Source organism: Lysinibacillus sp. FSL R7-0073 (assembly GCF_038009065.1).
Taxonomy (GTDB): Bacteria; Bacillota; Bacilli; order Bacillales_A; family Planococcaceae; genus Lysinibacillus; species Lysinibacillus fusiformis.
This window is the reverse complement of record NZ_JBBPAS010000001.1, coordinates 316,413-333,027: the sequence shown is the minus strand read 5'-3', so window position 1 is coordinate 333,027 and position 16,615 is coordinate 316,413. Positions and strand designations below refer to the sequence as shown.

At 35.5% G+C, this 16,615-nt stretch carries 16 protein-coding genes and 1 other annotated feature; of the genes, 10 read left to right on the top strand and 6 right to left on the bottom strand.

Going from position 1 to position 16,615, the window contains the following annotated elements; translation table 11 throughout:
* Positions 1-99: 99 nt before the first annotated feature.
* Both MKY88_RS01600 and MKY88_RS01595 read right to left on the bottom strand, forming a co-directional pair.
* On the bottom strand, positions 100-867 hold the full coding sequence (locus MKY88_RS01600) for a helix-turn-helix domain-containing protein (RefSeq protein ID WP_328205289.1): 768 nt from the start codon (positions 865-867) through the stop codon (positions 100-102).
* 114 nt (positions 868-981) lie between these two features.
* Positions 982-2,031, bottom strand: coding sequence for an NAD(P)/FAD-dependent oxidoreductase (locus MKY88_RS01595; protein ID WP_193830758.1), 1,050 nt, complete (start codon positions 2,029-2,031; stop codon positions 982-984).
* A 691-nt stretch (positions 2,032-2,722) separates the two neighbouring features.
* Here MKY88_RS01595 and MKY88_RS01590 point away from each other — a divergent pair.
* The 5 genes from MKY88_RS01590 to MKY88_RS01570 all read left to right on the top strand — a co-directional run bounded on the left by MKY88_RS01590 (position 2,723) and on the right by MKY88_RS01570 (position 6,772).
* On the top strand, positions 2,723-3,085 hold the full coding sequence (locus tag MKY88_RS01590; protein WP_340812870.1) for a hypothetical protein: 363 nt from the start codon (positions 2,723-2,725) through the stop codon (positions 3,083-3,085).
* Positions 3,086-3,489: 404 nt separating this feature from the next.
* Entirely contained in the window at positions 3,490-4,104 is a 615-nt protein-coding gene (locus MKY88_RS01585; RefSeq protein ID WP_193830756.1) for a dienelactone hydrolase family protein, read from the top strand.
* A 12-nt stretch (positions 4,105-4,116) separates the two neighbouring features.
* Complete coding sequence (locus tag MKY88_RS01580) at positions 4,117-5,073, top strand: LytTR family transcriptional regulator DNA-binding domain-containing protein (RefSeq protein ID WP_340812869.1); 957 nt, start codon at positions 4,117-4,119, stop codon at positions 5,071-5,073.
* 146 nt (positions 5,074-5,219) lie between these two features.
* Positions 5,220-6,068 carry an ABC transporter ATP-binding protein gene (locus tag MKY88_RS01575; protein ID WP_328205293.1) on the top strand — a complete coding sequence of 283 codons (849 nt, stop codon included), beginning with the start codon at positions 5,220-5,222 and terminating at the stop codon, positions 6,066-6,068.
* Positions 6,065-6,772, top strand: a complete 708-nt coding sequence (locus MKY88_RS01570) for an ABC transporter permease (protein ID WP_340812868.1) — start codon at positions 6,065-6,067, stop codon at positions 6,770-6,772. The genes MKY88_RS01575 and MKY88_RS01570 overlap by 4 nt, the downstream gene beginning before the upstream one ends.
* A 16-nt stretch (positions 6,773-6,788) precedes the next feature.
* Here MKY88_RS01570 and ldmS read toward each other — a convergent pair whose 3' ends face one another.
* Together ldmS and MKY88_RS01560 are read right to left on the bottom strand one after the other, a co-directional pair.
* Positions 6,789-7,940: an L-aspartate--L-methionine ligase LdmS gene (gene ldmS, locus MKY88_RS01565; protein ID WP_193830752.1), complete on the bottom strand. Its 1,152-nt coding sequence runs from the start codon at positions 7,938-7,940 to the stop codon at positions 6,789-6,791.
* Between the two features lie 113 nt (positions 7,941-8,053).
* Positions 8,054-8,638, bottom strand: a complete 585-nt coding sequence (locus MKY88_RS01560) for a GNAT family N-acetyltransferase (protein ID WP_036122450.1) — start codon at positions 8,636-8,638, stop codon at positions 8,054-8,056.
* A gap of 96 nt (positions 8,639-8,734) precedes the next feature.
* On the opposite strand from MKY88_RS01560, the gene pdxR reads away from it, so the two are divergent.
* Positions 8,735-10,093, top strand: a complete 1,359-nt coding sequence (pdxR, locus tag MKY88_RS01555; protein ID WP_340812867.1) for a MocR-like pyridoxine biosynthesis transcription factor PdxR — start codon at positions 8,735-8,737, stop codon at positions 10,091-10,093.
* 150 nt (positions 10,094-10,243) lie between these two features.
* Positions 10,244-11,050 (top strand): EcsC family protein, encoded by an 807-nt coding sequence (locus tag MKY88_RS01550; protein ID WP_340812866.1) that lies wholly within the window; start codon positions 10,244-10,246, stop codon positions 11,048-11,050.
* Between the two features lie 47 nt (positions 11,051-11,097).
* On the opposite strand, the gene MKY88_RS01545 is transcribed toward MKY88_RS01550, so the two are convergent.
* Entirely contained in the window at positions 11,098-12,066 is a 969-nt protein-coding gene (locus tag MKY88_RS01545) for a quinone oxidoreductase family protein (protein WP_340812865.1), read from the bottom strand.
* Positions 12,067-12,130: 64 nt separating this feature from the next.
* Between MKY88_RS01545 and MKY88_RS01540 the strand changes: the two genes are divergently transcribed.
* Both MKY88_RS01540 and MKY88_RS01535 read left to right on the top strand, forming a co-directional pair.
* Positions 12,131-12,295: a hypothetical protein gene (locus MKY88_RS01540; protein WP_340812864.1), complete on the top strand. Its 165-nt coding sequence runs from the start codon at positions 12,131-12,133 to the stop codon at positions 12,293-12,295.
* 36 nt (positions 12,296-12,331) lie between these two features.
* Positions 12,332-12,590 (top strand) — a binding site (T-box leader).
* A gap of 64 nt (positions 12,591-12,654) precedes the next feature.
* Positions 12,655-13,902 (top strand): MFS transporter, encoded by a 1,248-nt coding sequence (locus MKY88_RS01535; protein ID WP_328205304.1) that lies wholly within the window; start codon positions 12,655-12,657, stop codon positions 13,900-13,902.
* Positions 13,903-13,944: 42 nt separating this feature from the next.
* Here the strand turns inward: MKY88_RS01535 and MKY88_RS01530 are convergent, their stop codons facing one another.
* Positions 13,945-14,673: an IclR family transcriptional regulator gene (locus MKY88_RS01530; protein WP_328205306.1), complete on the bottom strand. Its 729-nt coding sequence runs from the start codon at positions 14,671-14,673 to the stop codon at positions 13,945-13,947.
* A gap of 238 nt (positions 14,674-14,911) precedes the next feature.
* Between MKY88_RS01530 and MKY88_RS01525 the strand changes: the two genes are divergently transcribed.
* Complete coding sequence (locus MKY88_RS01525) at positions 14,912-16,573, top strand: M20/M25/M40 family metallo-hydrolase (RefSeq protein ID WP_258269841.1); 1,662 nt, start codon at positions 14,912-14,914, stop codon at positions 16,571-16,573.
* The last annotated feature ends 42 nt before the right edge of the window (positions 16,574-16,615 follow it).

Here is a 16,615-nt window from a genome sequence, read left to right as displayed (position 1 = left end):
CATGTCAGTATTTTTCCTTAGGTTGTCCAAAAAAGAGAAAGCTATGTTCGTTCTATACAAAAAACACCCAATGAATGTAATATTTTCATCGAGTGTTTGTTAATTCATCTGTTTGCGGAAAATACTAGGTGATAAACCTGTCACCTTTTTAAATACACGACTAAAATAAAAATAATCTGTATAACCTACTCGATCAGCTATTTCCTTTATAGAAAAATCAGATGACCTTAATAGCATTTTCGATTTTTGTATACGTAAATCAGTTAAATAAACAAGAGGACTGACACCCATTCTTTTTTCAAATACATAGCACAATTTTCTACGGTCCAAATTATATTCATTAGCTATATCATTCACAGTAATATTCTTTGTAAAGTTTTCTTGTATATACGTCAAAATGGAAGCTATGTTTTGATAGTCTTTCACCTTCATCAATAAAATTATTTCCTCTAAAATATTTAAAAAAAGTACTTTAGATTGAAGAAATGATAAATGACTACCCTTTTGATTTGTTTCGATTAATTGCTGCACTAGGTTCATTAATTTCATATGCTCTACTACCTGTAAAGGAAAATGACTATTAAAAAGTGGAAATTTAGGCTGTTCTCCATCAGAAAGGTGAAAGTAAATCACTACATATTCTAATTTGGCTCCATTTGCAGCCATGAATTGAATCGGAAAATTCGGACCAACATGGAGGATCCGTCCTTTTTTTATACGATAATTAGTGCCTTCTATTTTTACGTCACCTATCCCATTGATTGGGAAGATTAGTCTAGCTACATTTTCCATTGACCTGTCAGTTTCAGCAACCATTTCTGAAGAAATTTGTTCAGTAGTGACAGACGTAAATGTTAAAGGTGCCATTGTATAGAATTCTATAATTTCTTGTGTATTTATACTGAATAGCTCCCTTCCTATAACATGTTTTAAAACAACAAGAAAGGAACACCTAAAATGCATGAGTGCTCCTAAGATTGATTATTTTAAGCTTTCCTGTAATAGCTTGCGATTACGTTGTTTGAAAATATCATTATGGGAGGATACAATACCGCCATTAGAAGCATCTGGCTGAATATACTTCTTCGCACTATTAACTGCATGCAATGCATCATGAAAAGCTGCTGCAATTAAATGGATTTTGCCATCATGGTGCAAAATATCTCCTGCCGCATAAAGTCCCGGAATAGATGATTCACTATTTATAGTACCAGCAATGAAATAATCGTTTTTACGTTCAATTGCTAATGGACTATTATCTAATAGTTCCTTATCACGTACATAACCATGACTGATGACAACTTCATCGATAGGAATTTCCGTTACAGTACCAGTTTCATGATTCGTTAAAGCAATTGCTTTAATCATTCCTTCTTGATCATCTGCCATTAATTTTGTAATTTCAGAATTATAATGGCATTCAATGGCACTATTCGTAAGCTCCGTAATTTGAGCCTCATGTGCAGACAATTGATCTTTTCGATACGTTAAATAGACCTTTGACGCCACTTCCATTAACTCTAGTGCCCAATCTACAGCTGTATTACCGCCACCAGAAATAATGACCGCTTTATTTTTAAATTTTTCATAGGATTTGATAGTATAATTTAAATTAGATACCTCAAATCGTTCAGCTCCCTCAATCTCTATTTTTTGAGGATTAAGGATGCCTCCACCAATAGCAACTATGACCGTTCTTGAATAATGAATATTCCCAGACTCGGCTGTAATAACAAAAATGCCCTCTTCGTTTTTAGCAATTGATAATACCTTTTCATCTGTATAAATAGAGGGATTAAATGTTAAGGCTTGCTCTACTAACTGCTTAATGAGTTGGCCACCTGAAATCGGCGTAACGCCCCCAATGTCCCAAATCATTTTCTCTGGGTAAACGTGGATTTTTCCCCCTAGCTGCGGCTGTGATTCAATTAGCTTCGTCTTCATTTCACGTAAGCCACAATAAAAGCTAGAATATAATCCTGCTGGTCCTCCACCAATGATCGTTACATCATACAATTCTTGTTCAAACAATACTTAACACACCTTTCATTTATTTTATTTCCTATCTCAACAATTGGGCTGCGGCATCAGCTGAACTACAACCATTACTGTATACTTTTTATCTTATAAAAATGCTTATTATTTCCTTCCTCCCCTATTATACGATAATGATAATCATTATCAAGTAAAACTTCCCCTTTTCAAAGCTATTTTGTCAATTCTTTCTATTCTTTAAACTACTTTTATATCGTAATTCCATCGACCATGCACTCTCGAACTAACATTAATTAGGAATTTTGATATGTATGAATTATAAAAAATAGCTACCCTAGCAGCAGACTGCTCCTTAGCTATACGGTGTGATTTGCTCCAATAAGAGATAGAGCTAAATGCTACAACATTCTTTTATGAATGATTGTCAAACGACGCTTTGGAGACCATATACATCTACTAGTAAAGGAATCAGTTAAAGGTTTCGTATTTTTCAGTTTTCCATATAATAGAAAATACATTTCGTTTCTTTATTCTTTCATCTCCTTTGCAGCAAATTTATAAATGTTTATAGCATTATATTCATCTCTTATTATACATTCTTTGTAAATATTTTCTATTTTAAATAAATTATAGATTGTAAAATATTGATAAATATGATTAACTTTTGTTAAGAAAATAATAGAAATACAAAATTATATAAAAACATGTATTTGAAAGGGTGTTATCAATGTTTAGCAAGAAAATTAAATTTATAGTAATTTTCTTTAGTCTCTTACTTTTAACTGGTTGTGAAGGTGAGACATTTATATTATATGGAGAAAGTGAAAATTGGGCCTTACATTATGAAGTTGAGAAATCTGCTGACTGTCAACCAACAAGTGGGTATATTAAGTTTATAGGAAATCAACCTATTCCAGAAAAAGTAGAGTATGCCATTAGTAATTCATCAGGAGATGTGCCAATAGAGGAGAATGGAACTTTCACGTTGCCGAACGGATGTACAAACGCTACAGAAGATTCGAAGATTGAAGCGGTAATTAAATGGGATAATCAATCAGAAACTATACCCTTAACTAATAAATCCAAATAAATAACCATTGTGTTAGAGTTTAGGTACTTTATTACTTTAAAAATTAATCTATATTGACAATGTTGCATCATTATTATTTGTAACATCTTTCAATATGGATTTTATTTTATATGTGTAAAAGAAAGAAACTCATTCGTAAAATTCATTATCAAATTATGGATTAAAATTTGTTAAGTTGATTCTGAATAAAATGAAATGCTGATATTAAGTAACGAGGCTTTAGTTGAATAATGATCTTCAACAATCAGGCGCGCTAGTTGAATAAGAAATTAAATAAAGGACCACACATATTAGACATATCTAAATTTGTGTGGTCCTTTTCTATAAACTAATCGAACAGCTTTTTATTATTCTCACATAAAACATAATCCATAAATTACTAAAATATACGTAAACGTTAGTTTTTGATACACTATTGGAAAAAGCCAAAAGGGGTCGTCATGAAAAGAAAAATTTTTATTTTACATGAAATATATGGCATTAATCAATTTATCAAAGAACAAGCCCAATCTTACCTTGACGAGTATACCTCCGTTTGCTGTGTTTCGCTTTATCCAGAAGGAAAATCCTTTTCATACAAACAGGAACAACAAGCTTATGATTATTTCTTACATACAGTCGGCTTTGACGCACCTCTTGAGATGTTATCCAAAAAACTACTAGAGGCATGTGAAAAGTATGATGAGGTAGTGCTAATTGGATATAGTGTAGGTGCCACATTAGCCTGGAGATTATCAACGCTCCCCTTACATCGAGTTATTTGTGTTTATGGCTCACGAATACGCCAATTCTTAGATGTCCAACCATCATGTCCAACTTTGATCATTTTACCTAGCTATGAAAGTAGCTTTGATGTGAATGCAATAAAACAGGAACTCGGACATAAATTCAATGTTCAGACAGAGCAATATCAAGGACATCACGGTTTTATGGATACTTATAATTCCAATTTTTGTCCAGCTAGCTACTTGCAAGCACACGCAAACATCTTAAACTTTTTACGAGTAGAACAACATTAGGAGGAACAAACAATGGAACAACATCTAGATATTTTGGTTGACCCATATATTGAGGGAGGTAATGTGATTTATCCGAGTTTTCCTATTTCCTTACAACCCGGCATGATTATCGGCATCTACACGGATGTTTCTAAAATACATACTTTAACGCAATGGTTTATGAAACGAGACCATACATTTACATATTTTCGCGAAAGTGCACTCTATGAACGCCTTACTGTTCGTGAGCATATACGTTTTTATTTAAAATTATTTAAACGCCCAACTAATGAGGTTGAGGATTTATTAAAGCTATTTAGCTTAACTGATCAAAGAAACATTCGAATTAGTAAGCTTTCTACTAGTGAAAAACAGCGATTAAAGTTATCGGGTACATATCTTCAGGAGGTGTCTCTTCTTGTATTAGAAGAACCCTTTCAAAATATCGATGAGTTTTCTAAGCAAAATGTCCAACAAATACTAAAAACACTCACTGAAAGGCAAAAAAGCATCATTTTACTTTCTAATAATCTAGAAGACTTAATGATTGCAAGTACTGCTATACATAGATTAGATGGGGCCGGCTTACATACCTTGGATGTTAAAGAGGCAGAATTAGAGCAAACACCTCCCCAACTTGAAAATTCACCGATTCGCATTGATAAAATTCCAACAAAGAAAAATGAAAAGATAATTTTATTCAATCCACCAGAAATTGATTATATTGAAAGTGTGGAAGGTATCGTTTCTGTTAATGTTGCAGGTGAAGCCTATCCATGTACACTATCACTGAATGAGCTAGAGCAAAAACTGACACCATTCGGTTTTTTCAGAAGCCACCGTTCATACATTGTTAACCTACAAAAGGTTCGAGAAATCATTACATGGACACGCAATAGCTATAGCCTTGCACTCAACAGTACTGATAAAACTGTTGTGCCTTTGTCGAAAAATAAACTAGCAGATTTAAAGGAAATACTCGGAATTTAGTAGATTTCCCAGGAAATAAACGACTCTTGTCACCTTCTATATTGTTTCGTTGATGGTCTTTTTTCCGCCTCTCATCTAATTTTTGCTGTGAACCTTTCACTTGTTGTTTATAGTTTAGACATCAACAACAAACAGGAGGCTTACACATGAACGCAGTAATTGATGTACAGAATTTAAAAAAAACCTTTAATAAAGAAACCGCACTACAAGATGTTTCCTTTACTATACAAAAAGGAGAAATATTTGGTTTCCTTGGTCCGAGCGGCTCTGGAAAAACAACTACTATTAAAATATTGACTGCGCAAACTGAAAAAACTGCTGGAAATGTTCTTTTATTTGGACAGCCAGCAGCTGGCATGAAACAAAGTCAAAATCGTAAACGTTTTGGTATATTAACAGATAATAGCGGTTTGTATACTAGGTTATCTATTGAAGAGAATTTATTACTCTATAGTAAGTTATATGAGCTGTCAGTCACTGCAGTTAAAGAAGCTCTTGATTTTGTGAACTTATATGCTGATCGCAAAAAGAAGATTAGTCAGCTATCAAAGGGAATGATTCAGCGGGTTACACTGGCTAGAGCTATTATGCATAAGCCCGAATTATTATTTTTAGATGAGCCTACTTCTGCCCTTGATCCTGTAAATACAGAACATATATATAATGGTTTACGAAAACTGAATGCCATGGGGACAACGATATTTTTAACAACACATGACATGAGCGAAGCCGAAATACTTTGTGACCGAGTTGCTTTTCTGCATAAAGGGGAAATTCGAGCAATTGGTGCTCCAAGCGACTTGAAGCAGGAATTTGGCACCGATTCTATGACTGTTGAACTTACAGATGGTACACAAGAAGTTATTCAAAACGGCGCTCAAGATGCCGAAAAGCTGTATCAATGGATGCAAGCCAACGTCGTTACTCGAATCCATACAAATGAACCAACATTAGGCGATATTTTTATGCAAATAACAGGGAGTGATTTAGTATGAATATTTCAATGACAAGAATTCAAGCTATATTAATGAAAGATTATAAGGAATTTTCACGTAATTATGCTGTATCTTCGATGGTACTCTTGCCAATAATTTTGGCATTTTTATATAACCAATCAGGTGCATCCTCTATCAACGCTTATCTCTTACCTATTAATATGACGTTTTCAATGGTTACGGCTTATATACAATGCTGTTTAATTGCGGAGGAGAAGGAGAAAAACACATTACGCAGCCTGATGCTCTCCCCTGCCTCACTAGGAGATATATTAATTGGTAAAAGCTTATTTGTTCTTATCGTAACGATGATCGTGGTAGCTATGTCTATTTTTATTGTCGGATATAAACCATCTAACCTACTTATTTTAGCGATTTCATTAATACTTTCTACTGTATTTTATATTGCACTTGGAACGATTTGTGGATTATTTTCTAAGTCTATTATGGAAGGTTCCATCATTGTTTTACCGGTTATCATAATTTTCTCCTTTGGCTCAATTGCCCTAAATTTTGCTTCTACTTATCCAATCCTAAAGATTACAGAATGGTTACCAAGCTCACAATTATTACTGTTAGCAGAAGCATTAGAAGGTAAATATTCAATGATAGATGTTTTCATTCCTATGATTACGATAGTTGTATGGTCTCTACTTTCTTGGTTTCTCGCTGCAGTTATTTATAAAAAAAGAGTGGTCGATTAATGACCATTCTTTTTTACTATAATAGTTCCTGCTCATGTTTTTCAATCTCGCTAAGTTGATCGGCATACCATATTCCAACGAATCTAGAGGGGACAGGTTCATCGAAATAATTCCCGTCATAAAATGATAACGGAAATAAAATTTTCTGTTCAACAAACTTCTTAATGGTCTGAAAGAAAACTTCATTTTCCTGTGGACTTTGTGCAACATAGGAGGCAAATTTATTGATAGGCTTACCTAAAGTATCATGAAACATTAGCATAGAGGTGGAGCCATTTTGGCGGAAATTCAAATCAATAGCCTGAACATCACCCGCCTCTGTGACAATTAGATCAAATCCTGCGACACCAACGAATCCTTCTGCAACACCTTGCTCCATAATATGTCTTCCCACCTCGATGACCTTTTCAGGAACTTCATCCACTATAATATTACCGTGATAAATACCATTGTCATCGGTAATTTGTTGAGAGGCCCCTAAATATTGAATGCCTAGCTCCTCGGAGTAGACAAATTGACAGCTATAATTGTCCTTTGTCTGTAAAAGCTCCTCAATAATTATGCTCTCCGTTCCGGTCATTCTAAATTGCCGCAGTCCTTCCGTCAGTTCCTCTTTATTATGGCAAATGATGACTCCATATCCTCCAGAGGTTGGGGAATCATCCCCCGGCTTAAGGACAACAGGCGGTTGCCAATTTTTGATGGCATCGGAGAGCCTATAGGTTTCAACATTTAAGCGACTCGGAACAAACTTGCTATCGATTAAATGATCAATATATGCTTTTGAATTCAATTCATTAAATTTCTCAGCATCCATCCAATAGCATTGACGGTCCATATGTTCCAAGTCATGTATATACTGACAAACAATCGTTTTGTCGTCTTCACACCAAGATCGAATATGGGCTAAATACTCCTCCTGTGTGTCATAACTAAAAGGCTGTTCGACCCATGGTAAACCTGTTAATCGATGGAGTTCTTGGGCTTTTTCAGTTTGGGTAGCTCGGTGCACTAATACAGGAATATCAGCAATTGCTACTTCTCTAGAAGTTAGGGCATCCAGTTTATGAGGATCGTCCATCATCCATGGATTATCACTAAACGGCGTTCTTGGTGTATAAACTGCATTTTCACCATAGATTTGTCTTAGCGTATATTTTGGTTTCAAGTAGATTACCCTCTTTCAATTTTTAAGTACTCTACCCTTTCCCTTATTTTTTGACACTTTTTAATAGAAAAAAAAGTCTTAGCGGTCAATAAAAATCCATTAAAACCCAAATATTAAATAGATTCGCCTAATAATTGATTTAAGTGAATTTTCACCTGCGGCCACTCCTCTAACGTAATACTATACATGACTGTATGGCGAGTGGTTCCATCTTTACGAATCATATGATTCCGTAATACCCCTTCCTTTGTCGCTCCTATTCGCTCAATAGCTTTCTGAGACTGACTATTTTCATGATCAGTTTTGATTTGAACTCGCTGTAAATGAAGGGTTTCGAAACAGTATTGTAATAATAGGTATTTACAATTGGTATTAATAGCAGTACGCCAGTAGGCTGGTGTCAGCCATGTAGTTCCTATTTCAACCCGCTGATGTGTATCATCTATATCCATAAAACGTGTAGACCCTATGATCTCTCCCGTCTTTTTATCCACAATAACAAAAGGAAATTCTGTTTTATTACGCCGCATTAATAATGCATTTTCCACAAAGTTATTCACATCCACCATTTTTTCGATCGTTGTGGACATATGTGACCAAATTTCTGGATAACTCGCCGCCTCTAATATCCCCGATAAATCATTTAACTCTAAAGGCTTCAGTTTAACTATTTCATTTTCCAATGCAATAAACTCCATGATGTATCACTCCTTTTTTAATTATTTAACGGTAAAATTGATATGATAGAAAGTACCAATTATTAAAAACCATACCATACCAGAGGAGGTTATCTTATGGAGCTATCCATTTCATTGACAGGAGATTCAGCCAAATACATACAGATTTACGAAGAAATTAGGCAGTCCATTTTAGCAAGAAGGCTTTTAGGTCATGAGCAATTACCCTCTAAGCGAGCTCTTGCGAGAACTCTCGATGTAAGTGTACATACTGTAAAGGAGGCTTATGAACAATTACTGGTAGAAGGTTATGTTTATAGTAAAGAGCGGTCGGGTTATTTTATTGCTCCCTTTGAATTTGACTGGGTACAAGAGGAACAGCAGCATGAGACTCCTCTAGGGACAATTATATCCAATGACATTCAGTATGATTTTCATAACGGTCATGTGGATAACGAGGCTTTTCCCTATTCACTTTGGCATAAGCTCCTGAAAAAACATGTAAACAAGAATAATTTATCCACAAGTCCTTGGGCAGGAGAAGACGTTTTACGATCTGAAATTGCGCGCTATGTACAACGTTCACGTGGCGTTGTTTGTAATGTCTCTCAAGTGTTTGTTTATGGTGGAACACAAAGTCAACTTCAAGCCCTTAGTCTCTTTTTTGGTCCCCAGAGTAAGGTCGGAGTAGAAGAACCAGGTTTTAAACGGGTACATACTACTTTACGACAATGTGGATTGTCTACAGAGGCCATCCCTGTGGATAAAGCCGGTATAACACTTCCTTCAAAAACAATTCACATGTTATACACAACACCAGCTCATCAATTTCCTTTAGGCATGATTATGACCGTAGAGAGAAGAGCCGCCTTGTTGCAATGGGCAAATTTGAATGATGCATACATTATTGAAGATGACTATGACTCAGAATTTCGTTATAAAGGGCAGCCAATCCCCTCTTTAGCAAAAATGGACCAGCTTCAGCGAGTTATTTATTTTGGAACATTTTCTAAAACGTTGCTGCCTTCTTTGCGAATCAGTTATATGATTTTACCAAAGTCATTAATTGCATCGTTTAATGCCTTTAACCATGAACAAAAATCAGTTGTCTCCAGAGTAGAGCAACTTGTTTTAGCTGATTTTATTGCAGAAGGTCAATTTGATAAGCATTTAGCGAAAATGCGAACAGTTTATCGTAAAAAACAACAAGCTCTACTAACTGCTATCTCCACTCATTTTTCGGAGGAATTTCAAATCATCGGTGAAAAATCTGGGCTACATATTGTGATGAAGTTACCTAATAGACTCTCTGAGAAAAATGCGATTCAACTTGCTCAAAAGATCGGAATTCTTGTCTATCCATCTTCTACTTCCTATCAGCATGGTACAGAGGATACTTTAATCATTTTAGGCTACGGGGGACTGACACTTCAGCAAATAGATGAAGGTATTGCACTCCTTGCTTCTGTCTGGTAAAAACATGTCATTTTATTAGATGATCCGAGTCCATTTGTACATGACTTTATTTTCGACACAAAAAATATACAGATGAATCGAGGCAAGGCGAAACCTTATACTTTTTTTTTCGTATGTAAAGTAAATGAACACATAAGGGGATAGACATTAATGGAGAACCGTCAGCTATTAGAGCAGCACTTGCAGGAAATTCAGGTTTGGGAAAAGGGTCAAAAGGATTTATGGTTTTGGGAGAAACTAGGTAGAATACCGTTTAAGTTGTTAGATAAAATGACGCCTACTTTTATTCAAAATAAAATTGCATTATTAGTCGATGAATTAGGGAACTACATACAATCCGGTGGAAAATATTTAATCAATGAACAAGCTATGATTCAAAAAGTCCGTAACCATTCTGCCACAGAGCATATTTTGGGCATTTCAGATATTGGTCAAATCCCGTTAGAGGATATGATTACTCTTAGTGATAAATTGCAAAATGAGCGTGTAAAGTTTGCAACTGTTCAAGGGGCTTCTACTGGGTTTGGCGGAATATTTACCTTGGCTATCGATATACCTGTTATTTTAGGAACCGCGCTGAAGACATTGCAAGAAATTGCTATTATTCACGGCTATGACCCTAACGATAAAATGGAGCGTATTTTTATTGTTAAATGCCTGCAATTCACATCAGCAGATATTGTCGGTAAGGAAGCCATCCTACAGGAGCTTTCCACTATGAATAGTACTAATAAAGCTACTGATAATATGATTTCCCAGCTACAAGGCTGGCAGGAGGTATTTTATACGTATCGGGACCAGATGGGCTGGAAAAAACTGTTTCAGATGATACCTATTGCTGGTATGATCTTCGGCGCATATGCAAATAAAGGAATGATTCAAGATGTTGCTGAAACGGGTATTATGCTATATCGAAAAAGACGAATTTGTGAAAAACTAAATGAATTAGACAGTTGATGAAGAGAGATGGCGCTCTTCCTATGAGCGTCACTCTCCCCTTTTTTCTATATTTTAATTACTATTTTTCCCTGATGCTGACGACTTTCCATCAGCTCATGAGCCTTCTGCATATCCTCTAATGAAAATATTTTAGCAATGGGCACTTTAAAACTATCCTCTTTCAATAAAGTAAAAATATGTTGAGCGACCTGTTGTAACATTTCCGGTCTTAAGTCCCTAGTCGTACCAAGACTAAATCCTTTTACATTACGACAGCTACTATGTAAATCCGATGTTTTAATAGTTCCTGCCTTGCCTCCACTATTGCCGAATTGTACAAGTGTGCCATACGGTGCTAAGCAAGTTAAGCTTTCCTCCGTTATAGCTCCCGCAATCGAATCAAAGATAATATCGACACCAAGGCCTCCAGTAAAGCCTCGTACATGCTCACTAAATTGATCGTATGTAAGAACATGATCTGCCCCAAGCTGATAAGCTATCGATGCCTTCTCCAAAGTACTTACAGTTCCAATAATTTGTTTAGCGCCTAGCTTTTTGGCCATTTGAATAAGCATTGTTCCTACCCCACCAGATGCAGCATGAATTAATACCAAATCATTTTGACTAATAGGTGCTATCTGATGTGTTAAGATGTACGATAAAAACGATACAGTTGGCACAGCTGCTACCTTCTCTAGTGGTACATCATAGGGGACTTTAAAAACCAATTGTTCCTTTGCTACGACATACTCTGCATAAGCACCATTTGTCGGAAATGCAATGACCTGGTCCCCCTTCTGAAAATTGCTGTTTTCATTAAAAACCTCTTCTACAATACCAGCAACGTCTAACCCGAGAATCATTGGAAAATTCCCTTTAGCCTTATTACCTGTACGGTTTTTAATATCTGCATAGTTCACACTCGTATAGATTGTACGTATTAGGATTTCTCCTGTAGAGATTGTAGGCTTTGGATAATCCGTATATGTTAATACATCAGACGTACCAAATTCATTTATTACAATAGCCTTCATTTTTTTCTCCCTCCTTGTTATAGTCGAATTATAAACTAAATTTCCAAATAATGGAGATATCTTTATGAAAATTAAAGCTAAGCAAGAGAACTGTAATGGAATACCTTATGATTTTTTTGATCAAATCAGCAATAGCATATGCTTTATGTTATCTGGATTTTTCAAACTGAAGGGCGTTAGCAGACTAAAAGCTTACAATCAAAAAAATGAACCATCTATTTCAATGTAACGCTTTACCAAAATTATATATATATGCTACACTATCCAAAATACAGTGAAGAGAAGAGTAAATAAGGCTGTTCTTCCCAGAGAGCTCCGGTTGCTGAAAACGAGCAGGAACGAATTATTGAAACAAGTCTCAGAGTAGCGCATTGGATTTCCATTGGAATGATAGTGCGACGGGAACTCCCGTTATAGAGTTACAGTATAAACATTCGTGTCGTACTGAAAAGGCTATTATGGCAACATAATAGTGAACTAGGGTGGCACCACGTGAGCATAAATTCTTCCGTCTCGTCCCTAAGACTACTGTCTTGGGGGTGGGATTTTTTATTTTGCAAGATCACTTTTGCTGAAGGAGGAATTTATATGAAAAAGTCTTTAAAATCGTGGCGCTATCCAATTATCCTTTTAAGTAGTATTGGTATTTCTAGTATCGGTGATTGGATTTATTTTATTGCTTTAAACCTTATTGTACTCAATCTGACAGAATCCGCACTTGCCGTATCTGGCTTGTATATTGTCAGAGCTCTCTCCACATTGTTTACTAATTTTTGGTCTGGTAGTTTAATAGACCGCTTTAATAAAAAACACCTGATGGTCCTATTGAATCTTTGCCGGTCCATACTGATTGTCGCACTTCCTTGCTTTTCGAGCTTAGGATGGATTTATGTTTTAGTCTTTTTCATTACAGCTACTAGTTCTATGTATCATCCTACCTCTATGACTTACATCACTAAATTGATACCGATAGAGCAAAGGAAACGCTTTAACTCATTACGTAGTCTACTTGATTCTGGGGCCTTCCTAACAGGTCCAGCTATTGCAGGCTTTCTATTTATGCTCGATACACCGAATATGGCTATATACTTAAATGCTATTGCTTTATTTTTATCTGCCTGCATAACTATAAAAATGCCGGATGTTGAAATACATGAACAATTAGGCTTTACTCATCGTACAGAAAATGCAACATATTATAAAATATTGCTCCATGATTGGAAAATGGTCATCCATTTTAGCTTAAAAAATGCCTATGTGATGGCAGTCTATTTGTTGTTTAGTACTACCATTGTATTGATGACAGCGACTGATTCTTTAGAGGCTGCTTTTGCCACTCAAGTGCTTGCTTTATCAGAGGGAGAATATGGGATTTTAGTCAGTATTGCAGGTGTCGGTGTACTAATTGGTTCTCTAACCAATTCAGCCTTTGTTGAAAAAACCTCTACTGCTTGGTTAATCGGCATGGGGTCTATAACGACGGCCTTCGGTTATTTACTGTTTACTTCTTCCTATACCTTTTTTATGGCAGCTTTAGGTTGCTTCCTCTTATCATTCGCAACAGCTTTTGCGAATACAGGTTTCTATACTTTTTATCAAAATAATATTCCTGCTGAAAGCATGGGACGTATAGGGAGTATTTATGGTTTTTTTGAAGCCCTTTTCATCATAATTTTAACAGCTGCATTTGGAGTGACTGCTGAATCTATTTCTATACGATTTGTTATAGTAAGTGCCTCATTTGTCATGGTGACGGTAGCTATCATTTTATTTATTTTAACGATACGCTCTTCTAAAGCGACTTTGTATCAAAGTACTTCTGAGTCTCATAATTAGGTAAACAAAAATAGGTCTTTTCCTTACGTGGAAAAGACCTATTTACATATGACCTAGCTCTTGTGAAAGAAGGTGAGCAGCTCTTGTGACTTCCTTTGCAATACTTTCTAATTTTTCAGTATCTGTATCATACTCAAAACACTCTGCGCTAATTGCTGCAATTGGTTCTTTATTTAAATCAAAAACGGGTGCAGCCACTGATACTGTTCCCTTTGTTTTTTCTCCATAGCTAATAGAGTATCCCTTATCTTTGATGACATTTAATTGTTCCATTAACTCTATTTTTTCAAGATCACTTATATTTTTTAGAAAGCCTGCTTGCATTTCCTTCTCTGAGAATGCAAGTAATACTTTATTCGCTGCTCCAATCGGATAGGGGATTTTTTCACCTATCATATCAATGATACGTACATTTTTAGGGCTATCTACACGATCAATAATAATAGAATTATTTAGTTTTGGAATATTTAAATATGCTGTTTCCCGGACATTAATCGCAAGTTCTTCTAATAAAGGATGGGCTTTTTCTCGGATGTTTGTATTGTGGTACATTTTCATGCCGAGCTGTAACCATGTATACCCTAAACGAAATTCCTTTTTTTCCTCATTTCTTTCTACTAAATCAAAGTTTTCTAATGTATACAATAAACGATATATTGTACTGCTAGGTAAGTCTGTTTCATTATATATATCTTGAACAGAAAAGAATCGTTTAGGATTCTTGGCTAGTACATGAATAATCATCATTGCTCTTTCAATGGATTGAATCATTGCTCATCCTCCTTTTATTCATTTTAACGAATTTTTACTCATTTATATAGACTTGCAACCGAATAAATTAATAAAAAGAAACAGAATTTTATAAAAATGAAAATTGACGTTTATAGTTTTTTCTTATATGATGAATTATATTCCATAATGCGGATTAATTTTCACATAACGAAACAATAAAGTAAACATAGTTGCTATTTTGAATGATATCTAATCGAACAAAAAAGGAGCAATATACATGTATTCACAACTAAGACAGTTACCCATCGCACAGCAAATTGAAGAGCTTACAAATGAATTAGTAAATATTAATAGTATTAATGGTACTCAAGGTGAAGGAAAAATTATCGAGTATATCTATGAGAAAATGAAGGAATTCCCTTACTATCAAGAAAATCCTACATTTCTTTGGACTTTAAACGTAAAACAGGACCCCATTGGCCGGAAAAATCTTTTTGCCTTCGTAAAAAGTCCTAATGAAACAAAAAAAACAATAATCTACCACGCTCATTTAGATACAGTGGATATAGAGGATTATGGTCATTTAAAAGAGTTTGCTTTTTCTCCTACCAAGCTTGAGGATTTCTTTAAAACCTATGAAGGAAATACGGATGTACAGAAGGATGCTCAAAGTGGCGACTGGATGTTTGGGCGTGGAGCTGTAGATATGAAAAGCGGAGCTGCAGTCCATATTGCCAATATTCAATATTTCACCAATCATCTTAATGAATTAGAAGGAAATATATTACTTATTTTAAATGGTGGCGAAGAAGCAGAGCATAATGGAATTATTGATGCATTAGATGAGCTTAACCGTTTAAAAGTGGAACAAGCACTAGATTTTTTAATGGCAATTAATACGGACTTTACAACTCCTTTATATGGTGATGATCCTCACCGTTATATTTATACGGGTGTTGCCGGAAAATTGCTACCCTCTTTCCACATTTATGGGCGGGAAGTACATGTGGGAGATACATTAAGCGGTATCGACCCTAATTATATGGCAGCTAAAATAACGGAGCGTATTCATAATAATTTAGCATTAACGGAGGCAATTGCAGGAGAAACCATCCTTCCACCTACTTGCTTATACCAACGTGACACCAAAGAATCCTATACGGTTCAAACGGCATCTACTAGCCAAATTTATTTTAACTATTTTTTATATGAAGAGTCACCAGATCATGTTGTTAAGAAACTTAAGTCTGTCGCACAACAGGCATGTCTTGAGGCAGAGCAATATTTACAGCTTCAGTATGAGAAATATATTGAACGCTCCAACGTACCTAAGCGTTCATTATCATGGCATATAGAGGTTGTTACTTATGATGAGCTTATTGTTTATTTAAACGGAAAGGGTATTCAGACCGAGCTTATAATTGCTGATGTCTTGAAAAAAAATGTAGGCAAGGAATTACGCCAACAGTCGTTTGCAATCGTTGATGCCCTGCAAAAGGCAGATCCCGAGCATAAGCCTCGAGTTGTGCTATTCTTTGCACCACCATTCCTCCCCCATAATTATTTAAAGAGAAATGTGGTAAGAGATCAGTTATTAAAGCAAACCATATCACAAGTCGTTCATGAGGTAGCGAATGAAACAGGAGAAGTATTTCAGGTGAAACGCTTTTTTCCTTACTTAGCGGATGGAAGCTTCTTATCTATTCATGCTACACAAGAGGAACTCCAAGAGTTGCTCAATAACTTCCCAAAATGGGATACCCTTTATCCCCTACCATTTGAAAAAATAAAGGCGCTGAATATCCCTTCTGTTACAATGGGTGTATACGGAAAAGATGGCCACAAATGGACTGAGAGAGTTTATAAGCCTTATTCCTTCGGCGTGCTACCAAAGCTAATACAGAAAGCTACAAAAGAAATATTTAATTCCAATCTTTAATATCGAAAAAGCACCATTCTAATCATTTTTAGAACGGTGCCT

Coding starts and splice junctions, on each gene's coding strand:
- MKY88_RS01590 (WP_340812870.1), top strand. CDS start 2,723: ATGTTTAGCAAGAAAATTAAATTTATAGTAATTTTCTTTAGTCTCTTA.
- MKY88_RS01600 (WP_328205289.1), bottom strand. CDS start 867: ATGGCACCTTTAACATTTACGTCTGTCACTACTGAACAAATTTCTTCA.
- MKY88_RS01570 (WP_340812868.1), top strand. CDS start 6,065: ATGAATATTTCAATGACAAGAATTCAAGCTATATTAATGAAAGATTAT.
- MKY88_RS01540 (WP_340812864.1), top strand. CDS start 12,131: ATGAAAATTAAAGCTAAGCAAGAGAACTGTAATGGAATACCTTATGAT.
- MKY88_RS01580 (WP_340812869.1), top strand. CDS start 4,117: ATGGAACAACATCTAGATATTTTGGTTGACCCATATATTGAGGGAGGT.
- MKY88_RS01560 (WP_036122450.1), bottom strand. CDS start 8,638: ATGGAGTTTATTGCATTGGAAAATGAAATAGTTAAACTGAAGCCTTTA.
- MKY88_RS01535 (WP_328205304.1), top strand. CDS start 12,655: ATGAAAAAGTCTTTAAAATCGTGGCGCTATCCAATTATCCTTTTAAGT.
- MKY88_RS01530 (WP_328205306.1), bottom strand. CDS start 14,673: ATGATTCAATCCATTGAAAGAGCAATGATGATTATTCATGTACTAGCC.
- MKY88_RS01575 (WP_328205293.1), top strand. CDS start 5,220: ATGAACGCAGTAATTGATGTACAGAATTTAAAAAAAACCTTTAATAAA.
- MKY88_RS01525 (WP_258269841.1), top strand. CDS start 14,912: ATGTATTCACAACTAAGACAGTTACCCATCGCACAGCAAATTGAAGAG.
- MKY88_RS01550 (WP_340812866.1), top strand. CDS start 10,244: ATGGAGAACCGTCAGCTATTAGAGCAGCACTTGCAGGAAATTCAGGTT.
- pdxR (WP_340812867.1), top strand. CDS start 8,735: ATGGAGCTATCCATTTCATTGACAGGAGATTCAGCCAAATACATACAG.
- MKY88_RS01545 (WP_340812865.1), bottom strand. CDS start 12,066: ATGAAGGCTATTGTAATAAATGAATTTGGTACGTCTGATGTATTAACA.